Genomic DNA, 15193 nt, shown 5'->3' on the forward strand with positions numbered 1-15193 from the left:
GTCGAAATAATTCAGCACGGGCCGGCTCTTAGGCGGCGCGCCATGGTCGCAGCCACAGGCCCATGACCAGCAAGCAGAGCAAGCCGGCGAGGGTGCCCAAGGCCAGCTGGAGCCAGAGGTCTTGCAGGCTAAACAACCCGGCTGCGGCGCCCAGCGCCAAGGCTTGCAGCAGCCACAGGCGTGGCCAGGGCAATACGCCGCTCAGGCCTTGGCGGCGCATCAGCAATAAGGCTGTGGCCAGCACACCGGCCAAGGCGGCTAGGGGAATGCCGGCTAAGCCGAGCAACCAAGGTAAAAGCAACAGCAAGGCGGCGTTCAGCGCGCTGCCCAACAGCTCACAGTGCAGCGGCAGGCGGGTGTCGCCGGCGGCGTAGGCATAACGCGCGAGCAGGGCGTTCCAGGCGCCAAACACTAAGGGCAGGGCAAACCAGGCAAGCAGGGCGGGCAGTGGCGAGTCGGCGCTTTGTTGTGGCAGCAACAGGCTGACCAGACTTGGCGCTGCGGCGACCAGTCCCACCCCGGCGGGCAAGGTTAATAAGCTGGCGGTTTCTAAACCCCGGCGCAGCAGGGCCAGGCGCTCGCCATCCTGGCGCCGGCTCAGCATGCCGAGCAGCACTTGATTAAGGCTCATCAGGGCAATCAGCGGCAGGTTCATCAGCTTGCGCGCCAGATTGACCCAAGTCACCGCGCCTTCGCCGAGCAGCGAGGCGACTAAGCGTTCGATCAACGCCAAGCCCTGGCTGGCGCCATTACTGAGCAGCAAGGGGCCGATGCGTTGGCCCAGCTCGGCCAGCTCCGCCCGCGCCCAGCGCCACTGCCAGGGCCGCCAGCCTTGGCGCCACAGCGCGGGCAGGAGCACCAGCGGCATGAGCAGGCTGCCCAGCACGCAGGCCATGGCCAAGGCATGGTTGTCACTGGCCTGGCCATGCAGGGCCAGATACACCACCGGCGGCAGGTTGAATAACAACGAGCCAAGGCCGGCCAGCACAAAGCGTTCAGCTGCCTGCAAGGGAATGCTGAGCGCCGCGTGCAACAGCAGGCCGGGGGCGCACCAGGCGAGAATCTGTAAATTGCTTGCCGCCTGGGCACTGGCGCTCGCCGCCAAACCAGGGCCGAGCAGCTGCACCAGCCAGGGCGCGGTGATCATCAACAGGAGGCTGAGAAGCAGGGCAATGGCCATTAATGCCGGCATGATTGCGGCAAACCAGTGCCAGCGCTGGGCTTCTTCGCGTTGTAAAAACAGCGGCAGGGCCGCGGCGCTGAGCACCCCGCCGGCCAGCGACATACGCAGTGCTTCCGGCAGGAACAGGCCAATCAAAAACGCATCGCTGCGCTCGCCGGCGCCCCAGGCCGCCACCAGCAGCCACTCGCGGGCAAAGCCCAGGCACAGCCCCAGCAGCGTGGCCAGGGTCAGCCAGAATGCCGCGCCCAGCACCTAGACGCTACTCCGCCGGTCACGCTGCAGCTTGCGGTAGCCGACGGCTTTGCTCTGCGGCTGGCGCGCCGGGAACAGCCGGCGTGCCTCCAGGAGGTTGATGCCGACCAATAGCCAGAACAGGCCGATCATCACCACGGCAAAGCTGAAGTAGTGGTCGAACAGGCCGCTGACCAAGGCGGCGAGAATGCCGCCGGTGCTGCCCAGCCAGATCGCGTTGTCTTTGTTCAGGCGAATCGGCCCGGCTTCTGGCCGCGCCTCCTTCCACCAGCGCCAGGTCACCGCGATAAACAGCAGCATGCCGCCGAAGCCGATCTTGTACATGTAGTTCAGCCACAGGTTGGAGATGCCCAGCAGGTCGGTGCCCGGCACGGGTGGATCGACCTTGAAGCCAATCCCCAGCGGATAGCGCGCCACGGCTTTGGGGAACATGCGGTATTCGTCGAAGCGTACTTCGGTACTGGCGTTGCTTGGTGAGAACATGGTGGCGATGCGATCTTGCAGCGGTGGATAGCTGAGCACCAGCACCACCATCAAGCCCGCGCCCAACAGCAGCAGACGCCCGGTGTAGGGCACCTTGCGCAGTGACATCCAGAACAGCACCGCGGCCAGGCTGAGCATGGCGCCGCGGGAGCTGGCCAGCAGCAACGCCGCCGCGCCGAGTACCGCCACCGCCAGGCCCAGCAAACGCCGCCAGCCTTCATTGGCGATGCCGTAGCAGAACGCCAAGGGCAGCAGCAGGGCCATAACCCCGCCCGTGGCATTGGGGTGCATCCACGGCGAGCCCATCCGTGACGACAGCGCCTGCAGGCCGAATTCCAGGTTATCGAGGTTGCCGTAGTTGAACATGGTCAGGATTGAGGTCATGCCCGAGGCGGAGCGGTAGCGGATAAACACGCCGATCGACAGCAGCAGCATGGCCAGGGTGCCCAGCAGCAGGGCGATGACCAGGGTTTCACGGTTTTTGCGCTCAATCAGCAAGCGCCCGGCGAGGAATACGAGGGACAGGTTAAGCAACCAGCGCAGCCAACTGGACAGGCCGCTGCCCTCCGCTTTGATACTGACCTGACCGACCATAAAGGGCAGGACGCTGAACAGCATCAGCCACAGCAGCATGTGTTCGGTGGAGCGCTGGTGCAGCCCCGGCACGCTGGGCAGGCGCGAGAGAAAGGCGTGCCACATCACCGCGCCCCAGGTCAGCGCCAGAATCGCTTCGCTGACCGTGGAGCGGATGCCGAGGTTGACCGTGGAATAGGGCATAAAAGTCGCCACGAGGGCGAACAGCAATAGCCCCCAAAACGGGAAGCGCAGGATGGTGACTGCCGCCGCGATCCCCACCAGCGCCGCACCGGCTTTGGCCGGGGTCAGGGCGAGCAAGGCAATGCCGAACGCGACGCCAAACAGCGCCGCGAGCAGATGACCCAACGACATTTTCAACCTAATTCCTCAATCAGTTCGGCCAGGCGTTGTTGATAGGCTTGGCGGTTAAAACGGCTGGCCCACACTTGCAGTTGCGCTGCGCAGGCTTCGCGGGGCGCGTCAGCCAGGCGCAGCATCAGCTGTTCTAAAGCCGGGCCGTCATGGGGCGAGAAGCGCGGGGCCTGCGGCGGCGTCACTTCATCCAAGGAGGTACCAGTGGCCACGGCCACCGGGGTGCCGACACTTAAGGCTTCGACCACCGGCAAGCCAAAACCTTCGGCATAAGACGGCTGCCACAGGCGCTCGGCCTGGCGGTACAGGGCATGCAACTGGGCGTCATCAACTCCGCTTACCGCGTGGATGCCGGGCAGGCTGCGTTGCTCAGGCGGCAGGTGCTCAAGGCTGCCGAGCAGCACCAGCGGCGGTACGCTGGCGGACTGGTTGCGTGCCTTGGCCCAGGCCTGCACAAACCAGGGCACGTTTTTGCGCAGCTCGCGGGTGCCGACTACTAACCAGTAACGCTCAGGCAGGGCCAAGGCGCTGAGATCCGCCGGCTCACCGGTAAACCCATCGACCTGATTGGGCAGCACCCGCAATTTGTCGCGCACGCTGGGGAACAGCCGCGCGGCTTCATCGGCGCTGTACTGCGAGGGTGTCCAGATACGGTCAGCCGCTTTGAGCGAGTAGGCAATCGACAGGTAATCGCTGACCCGGTAGATGGTCGCCTTGAGGCGATTGGCGTGGTAATTCTTCAGGCTGATCTGGAACAGATCATGGATCAGCAAGGCGTAGCGCACGCCCTTGGGCCGCGGTGGCAGCGGCAGGCCCATATTGAAGGTGCTGATATACAGATCAATATGCTGCTCACGCAGGGCGCGCGGTAAAAAACCGGCTTCAAAGCGCAGGCGCTGGTGCGGCTGGTGCATCGCCGTGCGCGCACAGCCCCAGCTCGGGCACTGCACTTCCTGGCGTAAAGGATCTTCCAGCGGTGCCACGCCAAAGCGCGTTACTTGGGTGTCCGGCAGCTGCGCCAGGGCTTGCTCCATGGCATACACCTGACGGCTGATGCCGGAGTGCGGCGAGGTGCCGACGGTGCGGTAGTCCAGCCCTATGTGCATGGCTCGGTCTCTTTGCTCAGGCTGGCGTAGACCTGTTCCAGCTGGCTGGCGGCGACGCTCCAGTCATGGCTTTGACGCACATAGGCGCGGCCTCTGGTCGCTAAGCGTTGGGCCAATTCACCATCGTTGAGCACGCGCAGCACGGAACTGGCCAATTGCGCGGCGTTTTCGCCGGCCAGATAGTCACTGCCGGCATGCAGGTCCAGGCCCGACACACCTTGGCTGCTGCTCACCAGCGGTAAACCGGCGGCCAGCGCTTCCAGCACCTTGAGCTTGGAGCCGCCGCCATGGCGCAGGGCGGCGAGAAACAGGGTGCTGCTCGACTGCAGCTCTAGCAGATCCGGGACAAACCCCTGCCACTCGATACGTGCATCGGGCCAGCGCTGGCGCCACTGCTCAGGCAGGGCATAGCCACAGATGCTGATGCGTGCATGGGCCGCGCCGGCCCACACGCGCGGCATGATTTCATCGAGAATCCACTGCACCGCGTCAACGTTGGGGGCGTATTCGTAGTTACCCAGGAACAGCAGGCGTTGGCTGTCTTGCTTGGCGCTGGCGGCGGCAAAGTGCTCGCAGTCCACGCCATTGACCACCACTGGCAGGCGCCGCCCCAGCATGTCGCCAAGGACCTCGGCGTCCTTTGGTGTGACGGCGATCACTTGCGCCGCTTGGCCCATCACGCGGCGCTCCCAACGCCGATAGCGCCATTGGTCATAGCGAATAAACGGCCAGGCCCAGCGCGGCAGACGGTCGTAAGTGGCAGCGCCTAGGCTCGACTCCACGTTGTGCTCGGTGAGGACAAAGGCTTGCCCAGCTTCACGCAGCGGCTGCTCATAGGGCTGGAAGGTATAGCTGTGCTCGATCTGCACCACGTCCCACGGTTCTTGCAGCAACTGGCGCGCTTGCGTCTGTAATTGTGGGGACAGGCCGTTGACGCTGGCCAGCAGCGGATAAGGCGCGAATAAGGCGGCAAACAAGGTACGCAGGCTGCGCAGCGAGCGGCGCGGAACGACGATCAAGCGCTCTAGCAGCGGCTCGAGCATTTTCCGCTCTGCGTCGCTCAACGGCTGCTTGCTGTGCACCAGCAGTGTGATGCGCTGACCACGCGCAGCCAGGCTGCGCAGCAGCTGATACTGACGGGTTTTGCCGCCGCTGGTAGTGGGCCAGGGGGAGTAGGGCAAGATCCACAAAATGCGCATGCTTCTACTCACTTCCAGACCAGCATTTGCAAGCTCGGCAGCACCGGCACGGCAAGGCCGCTATTGGCGCTTAACGGCGTGACCTTGCCGCTTAACGGGTCATGCAGGGTCGCTTGGTTGACCTCCGGCAGACTCACTGTACCGCCGTCGGCAGCCCAGAACAGCCAGACATGCTGGCCGTCTTCACGGGTCCAGCCGATGCTGAACAAACCTTCCGGCGCATCTTCAGTCAAGGGCGGTTCTGCCGGCAGCAGCTTAGGCCCGGTGACTTTCAAGAAGCGCTGCAGGGCCAGATACACCGGCTTGGGATTGGCTTCTAGGTCGAGCAAGCCGTAATCACGGTCACGCACGCTGGCGCGCTGATCCAGATCGCTTAGGGTAAACAGGAAAATACGGTCGTAATCCAGCGCACTCATCAACGCCAGGCGACGCAGCACGTAATCGGCCTGGCCTTTGACGCCGATGATGTCTTGCGCTTCTTTCGGGCCTTTATAGGCAGACCAACCCCACTCAGTGCTCCAGATTGCCGGCACGCCATCATTGCGCAGGCTCTGGTTGAGGGCTTGGGTCTTGGCCACGAAGTCCAGATTGCTGGGCTGATTGCCTTCCGGCAACTGGGTGTAAGGGTGGTAGCTGACGATTGTGCTCAGGCGTGGCGTGTCGAGTTTGCTCAGGGCATCAAGCATGGTTCGGCCATCGGGCATTTCACTGAAAAACGCCATGCCGGCGCCGACTACCGGCTTGTTGGCATCCACCTGGCGCAGGGCCTGGGTGCTGACTTCGAGTAACTTGGCATACCCCTCAGGGTCAGCCGTGGGGCGCCAGAATCCCTGCAAGTTAGGCTCGTTCCACACCTGCCAGGCATCGACGCTGGGGTAGCGCTTGGCGAGCATCGCGATGCGCTCGGCAAACACCTGCGGGTCCTCAGGCGGGTATTGATCTTGGTACGGCGAATAGAAGGGTGCGGTGGTGATAAAACGCGCCGAGCCGACTAGGTAAAACACCGACTTCAGCTGCTCGGCTTTCAGGTCTTTTGTGAGCTGGTCGAGGGTGGCCAGTTGGAATTCGTTCTCGCCGGTCTCAATCCGGTCCCAGTGCAGATCCAGGCGTACCCATTCGAGGCCCAGTTCGTGCAGACGCTCTATCTGCTTGTGATAGCGCTCAGGGCTAAACCACAAGAACTGCGCGTTGACCCCTAAAAAGTCCTTCCACACCACGGCGCGGGGGGCTTTGAGCACCTGGCTTTGGGCATCGGCAGGACGTCCCCACAACCCCAGTACAGCCACACCGGCCAAGGCCAGGGCGAACACACTAAACAGAGTTTTACGCGCCATGGGCAGTCCCTACCATCTGATTGAACAAGGCTTGAAAGCTTAATGCGGTACGCGGCCAACTGCGCTCCTGGCCTATGACGCTGGCACGTTCGGCCCACGCCTGGGCCAGGCTGGGCTGGCGCGCCAGGTTAAGCAGCTGGGCGCTGAGCGCCGCCACATCGCCTTGGGCGTAGATCGCGCCATTGCCACTGGCCACTTCTTCGGCAAAGGCGCGGGCATCCGAGGTGATCGCCCCCCGGCCACAGGCTGCCGCCCACGACAAGGCGCCGCTGGTGCCGCGTTGCTGGCCGAGCAAGCCGAGCTTTTTCGATTCGCGGTACGGCAGCACCATCACATGGTGAGCCTGAATGGTCTGGGCGATCTCGGCTGCCGGCAGGTTCAGGCGCCAGTCGATCACATCGCTAAGGCCGAGGTTGTCAATTTGCTCGCGTAACTGCTCAAGATAATTACCGCCGCTGCCGAAGGCCATTTCTGCTGCCGTGCCACCGGCCAAAGTCAGGCGCAGGCGCGGACGAAACTCGGGCGCTTGTTTGAACACCCCGGCGAGGGCGGCGAGTAAATCCTCGATGCCCTTGCCGCGATAGATAAAGCCGAAGTACAGCAAACGCAGGGTATCCAAGGGCGGCAAGGGCGCTGGCGCAATATCCAAGTTACCGTGGTTGATCACCGCCACTTTGCCCGCTGGTAGCTGCATACGTTCTGTTAAACGCTGCGCGCCCAACTGGGTGAGGGTGACTAAGCGGGTCAGGCCTTGGGCTACCTGGCGCTCCTCGCGCAGGGTGAGCGGGTCGGCCAAGACCACGGCCGCTTGTGGCAGCGGGCTGGGCAGACGCTCGAGCAAACGCAGTGGCCAGGGCAGCCGCTCACGGCGCCAGACCATGCGTTCCGGGTCGTGCACGGTGGCGCTCAGGGGCAAGTTGGGGTAACGCCGGCGCAGCTCGGCCAGGGCGATAAACTCACCGAGGCGGCCACCGCCCAATTCGCCATGGACCAGATCAAACTGCTGCCAGTCAATCGCGGCAATCGCCCGATGCAGGCTGGCGCTGTCGCTGGCGACCCCGGCCAGCGGTGTAGCCACCTCGATAGCCAAGCCCTGCAAGGCGTTGCGCAGGTGCATGGCATAGTCGGCAATGCCATTTTTCTCCGGCGGTAACGGCGCGAGCAGGGCGATGCGCATTAGAACGCACTCCGGTAACGGGCGATGGTTTGCAGCACTTTACCCGGCACTTCAAAGCGGCGCCGGTTGATGATGATGCCATCCACTTTGCCAAACGCAGTGGTCAGGATCGACAGCGCATGCTCAACGGTCGGCACCGTGCTTTCCTGTGCTTCCACCACCAGTGCGATCAAGTCGGCGCCGCGCAGGCTGATAAAGGCATCACGGCTGCTCAGCAGCGCCGGGGCATCCAGCAACACCACCTCACCAGGCTGTGCTGGCGCGCCACCGACGCGCACTTTGACGTGGTTTTCTTCCAGCAGTTGGCGCAGTTGCTCGATGATAAAGCTCACCCCTTCACCGTGGCGTGCCGAGGTCAAACCCAGGGTCAGGCCTTGCTGCTCAATGCGTGCATTGGGCAGCAAGCCGTACAGGCGGTAGATGCTGGCGGTAAAGGCGTTGCTGCTTTGCGCGGTGCTGTTGTTCAGCTCCGGCAGGGTGGTCCACAGCGGCAGGCCTAGTTTCTCTTCGACCAGGCCGCCATCGTGGATGCGCTGATCGAGCAGGTAGCACAGGTACACCACCAGCAGGCCCACGGCGATGCTGAAGGGCAGGGCCAACAGCAGCATCAACAGGGTTTTCGGGAAGATCCGCCCAGGGTTAAAGGTGGCTTCTTCGATCACCGAGATATTGCTGATCTGACTCTTATCCAGCTCACGGTCGATCCGCGATTTTTCCAGGCTGTCGACATACAGCGCGTAGTTGCGCTCGGTGCTGCGCAGCTCACGCTGCAGGCGGGTCAGGGTCGGTTCAATTTCCAGGGCCTGGCGGCGCTGGTTTTCCAGTTCGCTCAGTTGTTTTTCTTGCTGTGCCAGTTGGCTGCGCAGGGCCGCGTTGTTGCTGGCTTCATCCAGCAGCACGCGCTGCAGATGCACCGACAGGGTGTTGGGCGCGCGGTCTTCCGAGCTTTGCACGGTGTCGCCTTCGTCATGCACCTTCTGCTCCAGCGACTTGATCGACGCATCCAAGGCCTTAACTGGCGGTGCTTCATCGGTGTAAGTGCGCAGCATGTCGGCACGTTCCAAACGCTTCTGGTTGAGCAGACGGCGTAGGTCTTGTTGTGCCGGGTTGAGAGCGATCTGGCGGACCGTCACCACTTCCTTGGGCAGGCCTTGCAACTGCTGGCGAGTGACCGCCATGGCGCTGTCGGAGGACGCGATCTGGCGCACCGAGTTAAAGCGCTCGCCACGCAGGATGTTGATGCGCTCCGAGAGGTCTTGCAGACGGTCGTTAATGCTGGCCGCGCCGATCTGGTTAAGGTGCTTGAGGATCTGCTCCTTGTAGCTGTTGATCTGCGCCGCGCTTTCCGCCGTTTGCGCCTCATAGAAGGTGTACAGGCTCTTGCGGCCCAAGGCTTGGGTGCGTTCTTCGAGGAAGATGTCGATCCAGACTTTAACCACTTCCTGGGCCACATCCGGTTCACCCCAGGTGAAGCTGATTTCCATCACGGTGGAGCCCGCGGCGTGGCTGACTTCGAACTTCTTTTCCAGGTCTTTGGCCAAGCGCTCCACGGCGGTGGTTTCTTCGATCACCCCGAGGGTTTCCAAGGTGATGCGGGCGCCGTCAATGACCGCGCCCAAGGCTTTTTTCATGTACCACTTGCCGCGTTTCCACAGGCCGGACGGCGGTTGCTGATTAGCCAGGATTTCCAGATAGCGCTCGGCGACTTGGCGCACGATGGGGCGGCCGGTGAGCAGGCGTTCTTCATCGACAATCGGGTCGCGTTGGGTGCTGGGCATGACCAGCGCTTGGCGGTTGCTGATTTCAATCGGCAGGGTCGAGTCGCGCCCTGGCTTGACCAGCAGGCGCGCGTTGGATTCGTATTTGGCCGGCAGCAAGAAGGCGCCGAGCACGATAATCACCAGGGCGCTGAGCGCCGCCAGTTTGAATTCGCGCTTGAAGATAAACAGCAAGCGCAGCAGATCCCGTAAGGAACGAATTTCGATCATGTCAGGTTCGCTCCTCAGCGATCGTTGTTAATGGAGTAGCTCAGGCCAATGCCCATGGATTTAGAGAACGGCAGCAGTTGGTTGAGGTAGATATCGACCCCTTCGATGCGGTCGCCGACTGTCGACTTGGGTACAAAGATGATGTCGCCGCGCTGCATGGCCACCACTTGGCGGCCTTCTGGGCCGGTATTCATCAGTTGGCTGAAGTCGAGGAAGTAGGCTTGGTAGCGGCCTTCGGTGTCCTCGCGCAGCAAGGCGACCTGGCTTGCATCGCCAACGGGCAAGATGCCGCCGGCACCGAGGATGGCCTGCTCCATGTTGTTCGCTGCCGGGATCGGCACGGCAGAGGGGTTACGCACCGCACCGCCGACAAACACCGTATTACCCGGCGCTTGGTTGATATTCACCGTGACCTGCGGCTCGCGGTAGATCGGCTTGAGCTTGCTGGTCAGCTCCTGGGCGATCTCTTGCGGCGTGCGGTGGGCCGCCTGCACGCGACCAATAAAGGGGTAGTAGATGCTGCCATCGTTGAGCACGGTGAACAGCGTCAGCTCGTAGATGGTGCTGGCGTTGAACGCCGACAGGGTGGGCATCTCACCCGCATCACGGACGATGCGCAGCACATCACCGACTCGCACGCGCTCCAGTGCCGGCGGTAGCTTGGCGAGGTCTGCTAGGGCCTCCTTGCCAGCATTGACGGTGCTGTTGTTCGGCGCGGGAATGCGCGCCGGCGTATTACACGCAGCCAGCGCGAGCATGGCGAGCATGAGAAGGATGCGTTTCATCGGTGAGGACTTCCTGTAGGTCATGGTATTCACTTCCAGTAGCCTGGAAACATGCTGATGCGCCGCTTGAGGCTCACGGGCAGATGGTGCTCAAGGTGGCCCAAGCGATAGCCCAGCAACTTCAGGGCGCTGCGCACTAACACTTCGGGGACTCGGTGCAGCGCGCCGGCTTCGCGTAGCGCCTGAATTTCCGCCAGAACATAGCGTTTGCCTTCGCCGCCGGCGCTGCCAAAAGCTTGTCTGATCCATTGTTCGCGGCCATAGAACACGCCGATATCGAAGTAGCGGCGAAACTCTTCCAGCACGCGGTAATCGTGGGAGTGATAAACCTCGGCGCTGGCCGCGTAGCGCACGGCGTAGCCGCTTTGCAACAGGCGCGCGGCGACATAGGCGTCTTCACTGCCGATCACGTCCTCGGGAAAGCCACCGACGGCGTTTAACGCTTCACGCCGGTAAGCGGAGAAAGAGTCGGAGCTAAAACAGGTCTTAATCCCCAGCTCAGCGGCGTCGCGCAGACGTTTGCTGCGACTCTGCGGCGGATAGTTAAAACGCCGTGCCTGCGCACCTAGCAGACCGGCGCCGGGATGGGGCAACTGACGTCCATAAGCCACGCCGATATCGCCCTCGCTGCTCAGCTCGCTGAGCAGATTGGCGAAGCATTCGGGATTGGCCGGGATGGCGTCCTGGGTCAGGTAAATCAATACCTCGGCGTCCACCTGCTGGCTGGCCCAACGGCGTGTCCCGCCGTGGTTAAAGGTGGCCGGGTCAATCACCACCACCTGCGCTCCGTACTCGCGCAAGCGCGCGGCGGTGTCGTCGCTGGAGCCGCTGTCGACCACCAGCAGCTGCTGCGGCTGATGCGTTTGCGCAGCCAGGGCCGGCAGCAGCCGGTCGAGGTGCGTGGCGGCGTTGCGGGTGGGGATGACTAGGGCAAACCGCATTATTGCGGCTGCTCGCTAGCAGCCGGAGCGCGGCCGTAAATATCATCGAAACGCACGATGTCGTCCTCGCCCAGGTACTCGCCACTCTGCACCTCAATCATCACCAGATCGATCACCCCGGGGTTGCTCAGGCGGTGGCTGTGGCCGGCCGGGATGTAGGTGGACTCATTGGTGTTGAGCAGGAACTCGCGATCACCATTGGTGACCAGCGCCATGCCGCTGACCACGATCCAGTGCTCGCTGCGGTGATGATGCATTTGCAGCGACAGCGAGGCCTGTGGACGGACTAGGATGCGTTTGATCTTAAAGCGGCGGTCTTCTTCCAGCACCGTGTAGATGCCCCACGGCCGGTTAACCGAGCGGTGCAGGCGATAGGCATCGTGGCCGCTGCTTTTCAGTTGCTGGGCGATGTATTTGACGTCCTGGCTGCTGGCCGCATCGGCGATCAGCAGGGCGTCGGGGGTGTCGACGATGATCAGGTCGTGCACGCCCACGGCGCCGACTAAACGCTGGGGTGAGTCGATATAGCAGTTGCTGACGTTATGCAGCACGCTTTGGCCGCGAATTTGATTTCCGTCGTCGTCGCTCGGCACCAGCTCACGCATGGCCTGCCAGGAGCCGATGTCGCTCCAGCCGATGCTGCACGGCACCACCGCGACTTTATCGGAGGGCTCAAACAGCGCGTAGTCGATGGAAATATCCGGCGCTTGGGCGAAGTCTTCCAGGGCCAGTTCGCTCTGACGGCCTTGTTGGTTTTCCAGGCTGCTGCCGTTGGCCAGCGCTGCGCGGGCAGCGGCCAATACTAGCGGCGCATGGCGCTCAAGTTCGCTCAGCACGGTGCCGGCTTGCAGGCAGAACATGCCGGCATTCCACAGATAGTTGCCGCTGGCCAGATAGCTTTGTGCGGTGGCCAAATCGGGTTTTTCGACAAAGCGCGCGACCTTAAAGCCAGGGCCCACGGCGGCACCTTGTTCGATATAGCCAAAGCCGGTTTCTGGATGCTCCGGAGTGATGCCGAAGGTCACCAGATAGCCTTGTGCGGCCAAGGTGCGGGCGTGCTGCACGGCTTGGGCAAAGGCGGCTTCGTCTTTGATCAGATGATCTGCCGGTAGCACCAGCAATTGCGTCTCATCGCCCAAATGTTGTTGCACATGCAGCGCGGCCACGGCGATGGCGGCCGCCGTGTTGCGTCCCACCGGCTCCAGGAGCAGGTCGGTAGCCAGGCCCGTGCTGTTGACGGCGCGGTAGTCGTCCAGGGTGCGAAACAACAGATCGCGGTTGGTCACCGTCAGTACGCGCTGAATGCTGCTTAATCCCGCCACCCGTAAGAACGTCTTTTGCAGCAGGCTTTGCCCGTCGGCCAGACGCATAAAGGGCTTCGGCGCGCTTTCCCGAGAGACGGGCCACAGGCGACTGCCCGAACCTCCGGAAATGATGCAGGGGATCAGCGGGGCGGCGTTCATCAATACACTTCCTTGCTCATGAGGACGGCGGGAATGGTGCGGAACAAAATGTACAGGTCGAACCACACCGACCACTTGGCGATGTACTCGAGGTCAAATTCCACACGTTTATTAATCTTGTCCAGGGTGTCGGTTTCGCCCCGGTAACCATTGATCTGCGCCCAGCCGGTGATCCCAGGCTTGACCCGGTGCCGCGAGCTGTAATGGCTGACTGCTTCTTCAAAGGGTATCCCCGCCGCCTTGGTGGCCGTGGCATGGGGCCGTGGGCCAACCATCGACATGCTGCCCAGGAGCACGTTAAACAGCTGCGGCAGCTCATCCAGACTGGTCTTACGGATAAACCGGCCAACCCGGGTGATGCGGTCGTCATCGCGGGTGGTCTGGCGTTCGGCATTGGCATCGGCACGGTGGGTGTACATCGAGCGGAACTTGAACACCCAGATCAGCCGGTTGTTATAACCATAGCGCTTCTGCCGGAAGATCACCGGGCCGCGGGAGTCCAGCTTGATCGCCAGGGCGATCAACAGCATGAGCGGGGCGCTGAGCAGCACCGCCAGGCTGGCCAGGACCAAGTCCTCGCAGCGCTTGATAAACGGCGACCAACCGCGCAATGGCAGCTCCGAGGCGTTGAACATGGGGATGCCGGAGACATCGACAATGCGGTTGTGGGCGTGGCGGAAGGCGGCCATGTCGGGCACCAGCAGCACGTTCACTGGCAATTGGCGCAGGTGATCAACGATGGCACCAATGCGGCCATCGGCAAACCAGGGGAGGGCGACTAAGACCTGGCCGACTTTCTCCTGCCGGATCAACTGTTCCAGATACTGGGTATCGCCCAGCAGGGGCAGCGAGTTGAAGGCATCGGGCACGCGCTCGGAACGATCATCGATAAAGCCGATCAGGCCGCAGCGAATGTCTTGGTTACGCATCAGGTATTCAGCTAAGTGCCGGCCGCTTTCAGTAAAACCGAGAATTACCGTGCGCTGTAGATATAAGCCGCGAGTTACCCACTTGCGGTAAATACGCAGGAGCAATAAACGCTGCAAACAGAACAGGATAAAACTGCTGGCGTACCAGAACAGCACCCAACGCCGGCTCAAATAGGGGAACAAACCCAAGCCTTGATACATGAACAGCAGCAAGCAAAAGGCTGAAGTCCAGGCGAAGAACATCATGCGAAATCGCAGGCGGTTGCTCAGAATATCGTCGCTATAGACATCCAGCGCCTGGAACATGATGACCGTCAAAATGCCGAAAAACACCAGTAAGCCCAGCATGTTTTGGCGCAGTTCAGTAGGCACTAAGCCAGGGTAGTAGAGTAAGAACAGCGCCGGCGCAATGGCGGTCAGGCCATGAATCAGTTTAAAGATGACTAGGAAATATTCGTAAAAACCTGCTTGTCCTAAAGACAGGCGGTCAAGCCATTTCGAATGCATGTCGTCCGTTCTGCCCAAAGTGGGCAACCCATTAAGTGGTAGGGAATAAAGTTAAAGTGGCAGAGCGTTTTGTCAATTTACTGACTTTTATAGCGTAATGCACGATTTTGTCATTTTATTGTCGATTTGTGTGACCAATTCCAAAGGGTTGAAGCATAGTCGAGGTTTTGGAGGGTGGTTTCGGTTGTTTTTTGTTCGACTTGTGCTTTGCTGAATTGTTTGATTTTTTAAACAGCTGCCTCCCATCAGTGCCGTCTACGGCCTGAGGCGGCTGAGTTTTCGCCCCGAGTCAGCCATTGGCATGCTCTTGCGCAAGGGCTAAAAACGTACCGGGCTGGGCTGGCAGCGGCCGAATGCAGGCGTGGCCTAGGCTCATGTGCTGGGCAGCGGCTGGGGAGGCGGCATCGGCAGGTGCAGGTGCGCAGGGCGCGCACCTGGGGGCTAAACGCTGGGCTTAGTGAGTGCTGCCTTGAGTTGGCATGGCGAGCAGTTGTTTCTCTTGCTGCCAATCAAACGGCTCGCCGTTTTCTTCGGCCTGATAGCGGCGCTCGTCGAGGCTTTGGTACAGATCGATTTCCTCGTCGGGCATGTAATGCAGGCAGTCGCCACCGAAGAACCACAGCAGGTCGCGGGGCACCAAGTGGGCGATTTGCGGGTAGCGGTGGAAGATCTGGCTGATCAGGTCCTGGCCTAGGTACAGGCTGGATTCCGGGTCGTTGGGCAGTTCATTGAGCAGCTCGTCATAGCGCTCGAGGTACAGGGCATGGCTGTCATCGAGGATCTGCTCAGCTTCGCCCAAGGCCACCAGAATGGTGCGCAGGTGTTGCAGCAGGGCGAGGTGGTGGGCGAGGTGATCGTAGGCCATTGGGCAAATCCTGTAGGTAAAACGGGCGCGCCA

Annotated in this window: 12 protein-coding genes; all 12 read right to left on the reverse strand. The window is 61.7% G+C overall.

Annotation, left to right across the window (positions count from 1 at the left end; all coding sequences use genetic code 11):
* Positions 1 to 28: 28 nt before the first annotated feature.
* The 12 genes from NTD81_RS03390 to NTD81_RS03445 all read right to left on the reverse strand — a co-directional run bounded on the left by NTD81_RS03390 (position 29) and on the right by NTD81_RS03445 (position 15160).
* The gene (locus NTD81_RS03390) at positions 29 to 1435 is read right to left on the reverse strand and encodes a lipid II flippase MurJ (RefSeq protein WP_262179426.1); all 1407 of its coding nucleotides are present in this window, start codon (positions 1433 to 1435) and stop codon (positions 29 to 31) included.
* Positions 1436 to 2866: an O-antigen ligase family protein gene (locus NTD81_RS03395; protein ID WP_262179428.1), complete on the reverse strand. Its 1431-nt coding sequence runs from the start codon at positions 2864 to 2866 to the stop codon at positions 1436 to 1438.
* Positions 2867 to 2868: 2 nt separating this feature from the next.
* The gene (locus NTD81_RS03400; RefSeq protein WP_262179430.1) at positions 2869 to 3972 is read right to left on the reverse strand and encodes a glycosyltransferase family 4 protein; all 1104 of its coding nucleotides are present in this window, start codon (positions 3970 to 3972) and stop codon (positions 2869 to 2871) included.
* Positions 3963 to 5171, reverse strand: a complete 1209-nt coding sequence (locus tag NTD81_RS03405; RefSeq protein WP_262179432.1) for a glycosyltransferase family 4 protein — start codon at positions 5169 to 5171, stop codon at positions 3963 to 3965. The genes NTD81_RS03400 and NTD81_RS03405 overlap by 10 nt, the downstream gene beginning before the upstream one ends.
* An 8-nt stretch (positions 5172 to 5179) precedes the next feature.
* Entirely contained in the window at positions 5180 to 6505 is a 1326-nt protein-coding gene (locus NTD81_RS03410; protein WP_262179434.1) for a GH39 family glycosyl hydrolase, read from the reverse strand.
* A complete protein-coding gene (locus NTD81_RS03415; protein ID WP_262179436.1) occupies positions 6495 to 7682 on the reverse strand; it encodes a glycosyltransferase in 1188 nt (395 codons plus the stop codon). The genes NTD81_RS03410 and NTD81_RS03415 overlap by 11 nt, the downstream gene beginning before the upstream one ends.
* Complete coding sequence (locus tag NTD81_RS03420; protein WP_262179438.1) at positions 7682 to 9670, reverse strand: GumC family protein; 1989 nt, start codon at positions 9668 to 9670, stop codon at positions 7682 to 7684. Before NTD81_RS03420 ends, NTD81_RS03415 begins: the two co-directional genes overlap by 1 nt.
* 14 nt (positions 9671 to 9684) lie before the next feature.
* The gene (locus NTD81_RS03425) at positions 9685 to 10455 is read right to left on the reverse strand and encodes a polysaccharide biosynthesis/export family protein (protein ID WP_262179440.1); all 771 of its coding nucleotides are present in this window, start codon (positions 10453 to 10455) and stop codon (positions 9685 to 9687) included.
* Positions 10456 to 10484: 29 nt separating this feature from the next.
* Positions 10485 to 11396: a glycosyltransferase family 2 protein gene (locus tag NTD81_RS03430; protein WP_262179442.1), complete on the reverse strand. Its 912-nt coding sequence runs from the start codon at positions 11394 to 11396 to the stop codon at positions 10485 to 10487.
* Positions 11396 to 12859 carry a mannose-1-phosphate guanylyltransferase/mannose-6-phosphate isomerase gene (locus NTD81_RS03435; protein WP_262179444.1) on the reverse strand — a complete coding sequence of 488 codons (1464 nt, stop codon included), beginning with the start codon at positions 12857 to 12859 and terminating at the stop codon, positions 11396 to 11398. Before NTD81_RS03435 ends, NTD81_RS03430 begins: the two co-directional genes overlap by 1 nt.
* A complete protein-coding gene (locus NTD81_RS03440; RefSeq protein ID WP_262179445.1) occupies positions 12859 to 14295 on the reverse strand; it encodes an undecaprenyl-phosphate glucose phosphotransferase in 1437 nt (478 codons plus the stop codon). Before NTD81_RS03440 ends, NTD81_RS03435 begins: the two co-directional genes overlap by 1 nt.
* Before the next feature lie 454 nt (positions 14296 to 14749).
* Positions 14750 to 15160, reverse strand: coding sequence for a PA2817 family protein (locus NTD81_RS03445; RefSeq protein ID WP_262179446.1), 411 nt, complete (start codon positions 15158 to 15160; stop codon positions 14750 to 14752).
* Positions 15161 to 15193: the final 33 nt, after the last annotated feature.

Origin of the sequence: Pseudomonas sp. 5P_3.1_Bac2, assembly GCF_025465995.1 — a bacterium.
In the GTDB taxonomy this organism is placed as follows: Bacteria; Pseudomonadota; Gammaproteobacteria; order Pseudomonadales; family Pseudomonadaceae; genus Aquipseudomonas.

Excerpts from the sequence above, each read along its gene's own strand:
- NTD81_RS03395 (WP_262179428.1), bottom strand. The coding sequence starts at position 2,866 with ATGTCGTTGGGTCATCTGCTCGCGGCGCTGTTTGGCGTCGCGTTCGGC.
- NTD81_RS03400 (WP_262179430.1), bottom strand. The coding sequence starts at position 3,972 with ATGCACATAGGGCTGGACTACCGCACCGTCGGCACCTCGCCGCACTCC.
- NTD81_RS03405 (WP_262179432.1), bottom strand. The coding sequence starts at position 5,171 with ATGCGCATTTTGTGGATCTTGCCCTACTCCCCCTGGCCCACTACCAGC.
- NTD81_RS03410 (WP_262179434.1), bottom strand. The coding sequence starts at position 6,505 with ATGGCGCGTAAAACTCTGTTTAGTGTGTTCGCCCTGGCCTTGGCCGGT.
- NTD81_RS03415 (WP_262179436.1), bottom strand. The coding sequence starts at position 7,682 with ATGCGCATCGCCCTGCTCGCGCCGTTACCGCCGGAGAAAAATGGCATT.
- NTD81_RS03420 (WP_262179438.1), bottom strand. The coding sequence starts at position 9,670 with ATGATCGAAATTCGTTCCTTACGGGATCTGCTGCGCTTGCTGTTTATC.
- NTD81_RS03425 (WP_262179440.1), bottom strand. The coding sequence starts at position 10,455 with ATGAAACGCATCCTTCTCATGCTCGCCATGCTCGCGCTGGCTGCGTGT.
- NTD81_RS03430 (WP_262179442.1), bottom strand. The coding sequence starts at position 11,396 with ATGCGGTTTGCCCTAGTCATCCCCACCCGCAACGCCGCCACGCACCTC.
- NTD81_RS03435 (WP_262179444.1), bottom strand. The coding sequence starts at position 12,859 with ATGAACGCCGCCCCGCTGATCCCCTGCATCATTTCCGGAGGTTCGGGC.
- NTD81_RS03440 (WP_262179445.1), bottom strand. The coding sequence starts at position 14,295 with ATGCATTCGAAATGGCTTGACCGCCTGTCTTTAGGACAAGCAGGTTTT.
- NTD81_RS03445 (WP_262179446.1), bottom strand. The coding sequence starts at position 15,160 with ATGGCCTACGATCACCTCGCCCACCACCTCGCCCTGCTGCAACACCTG.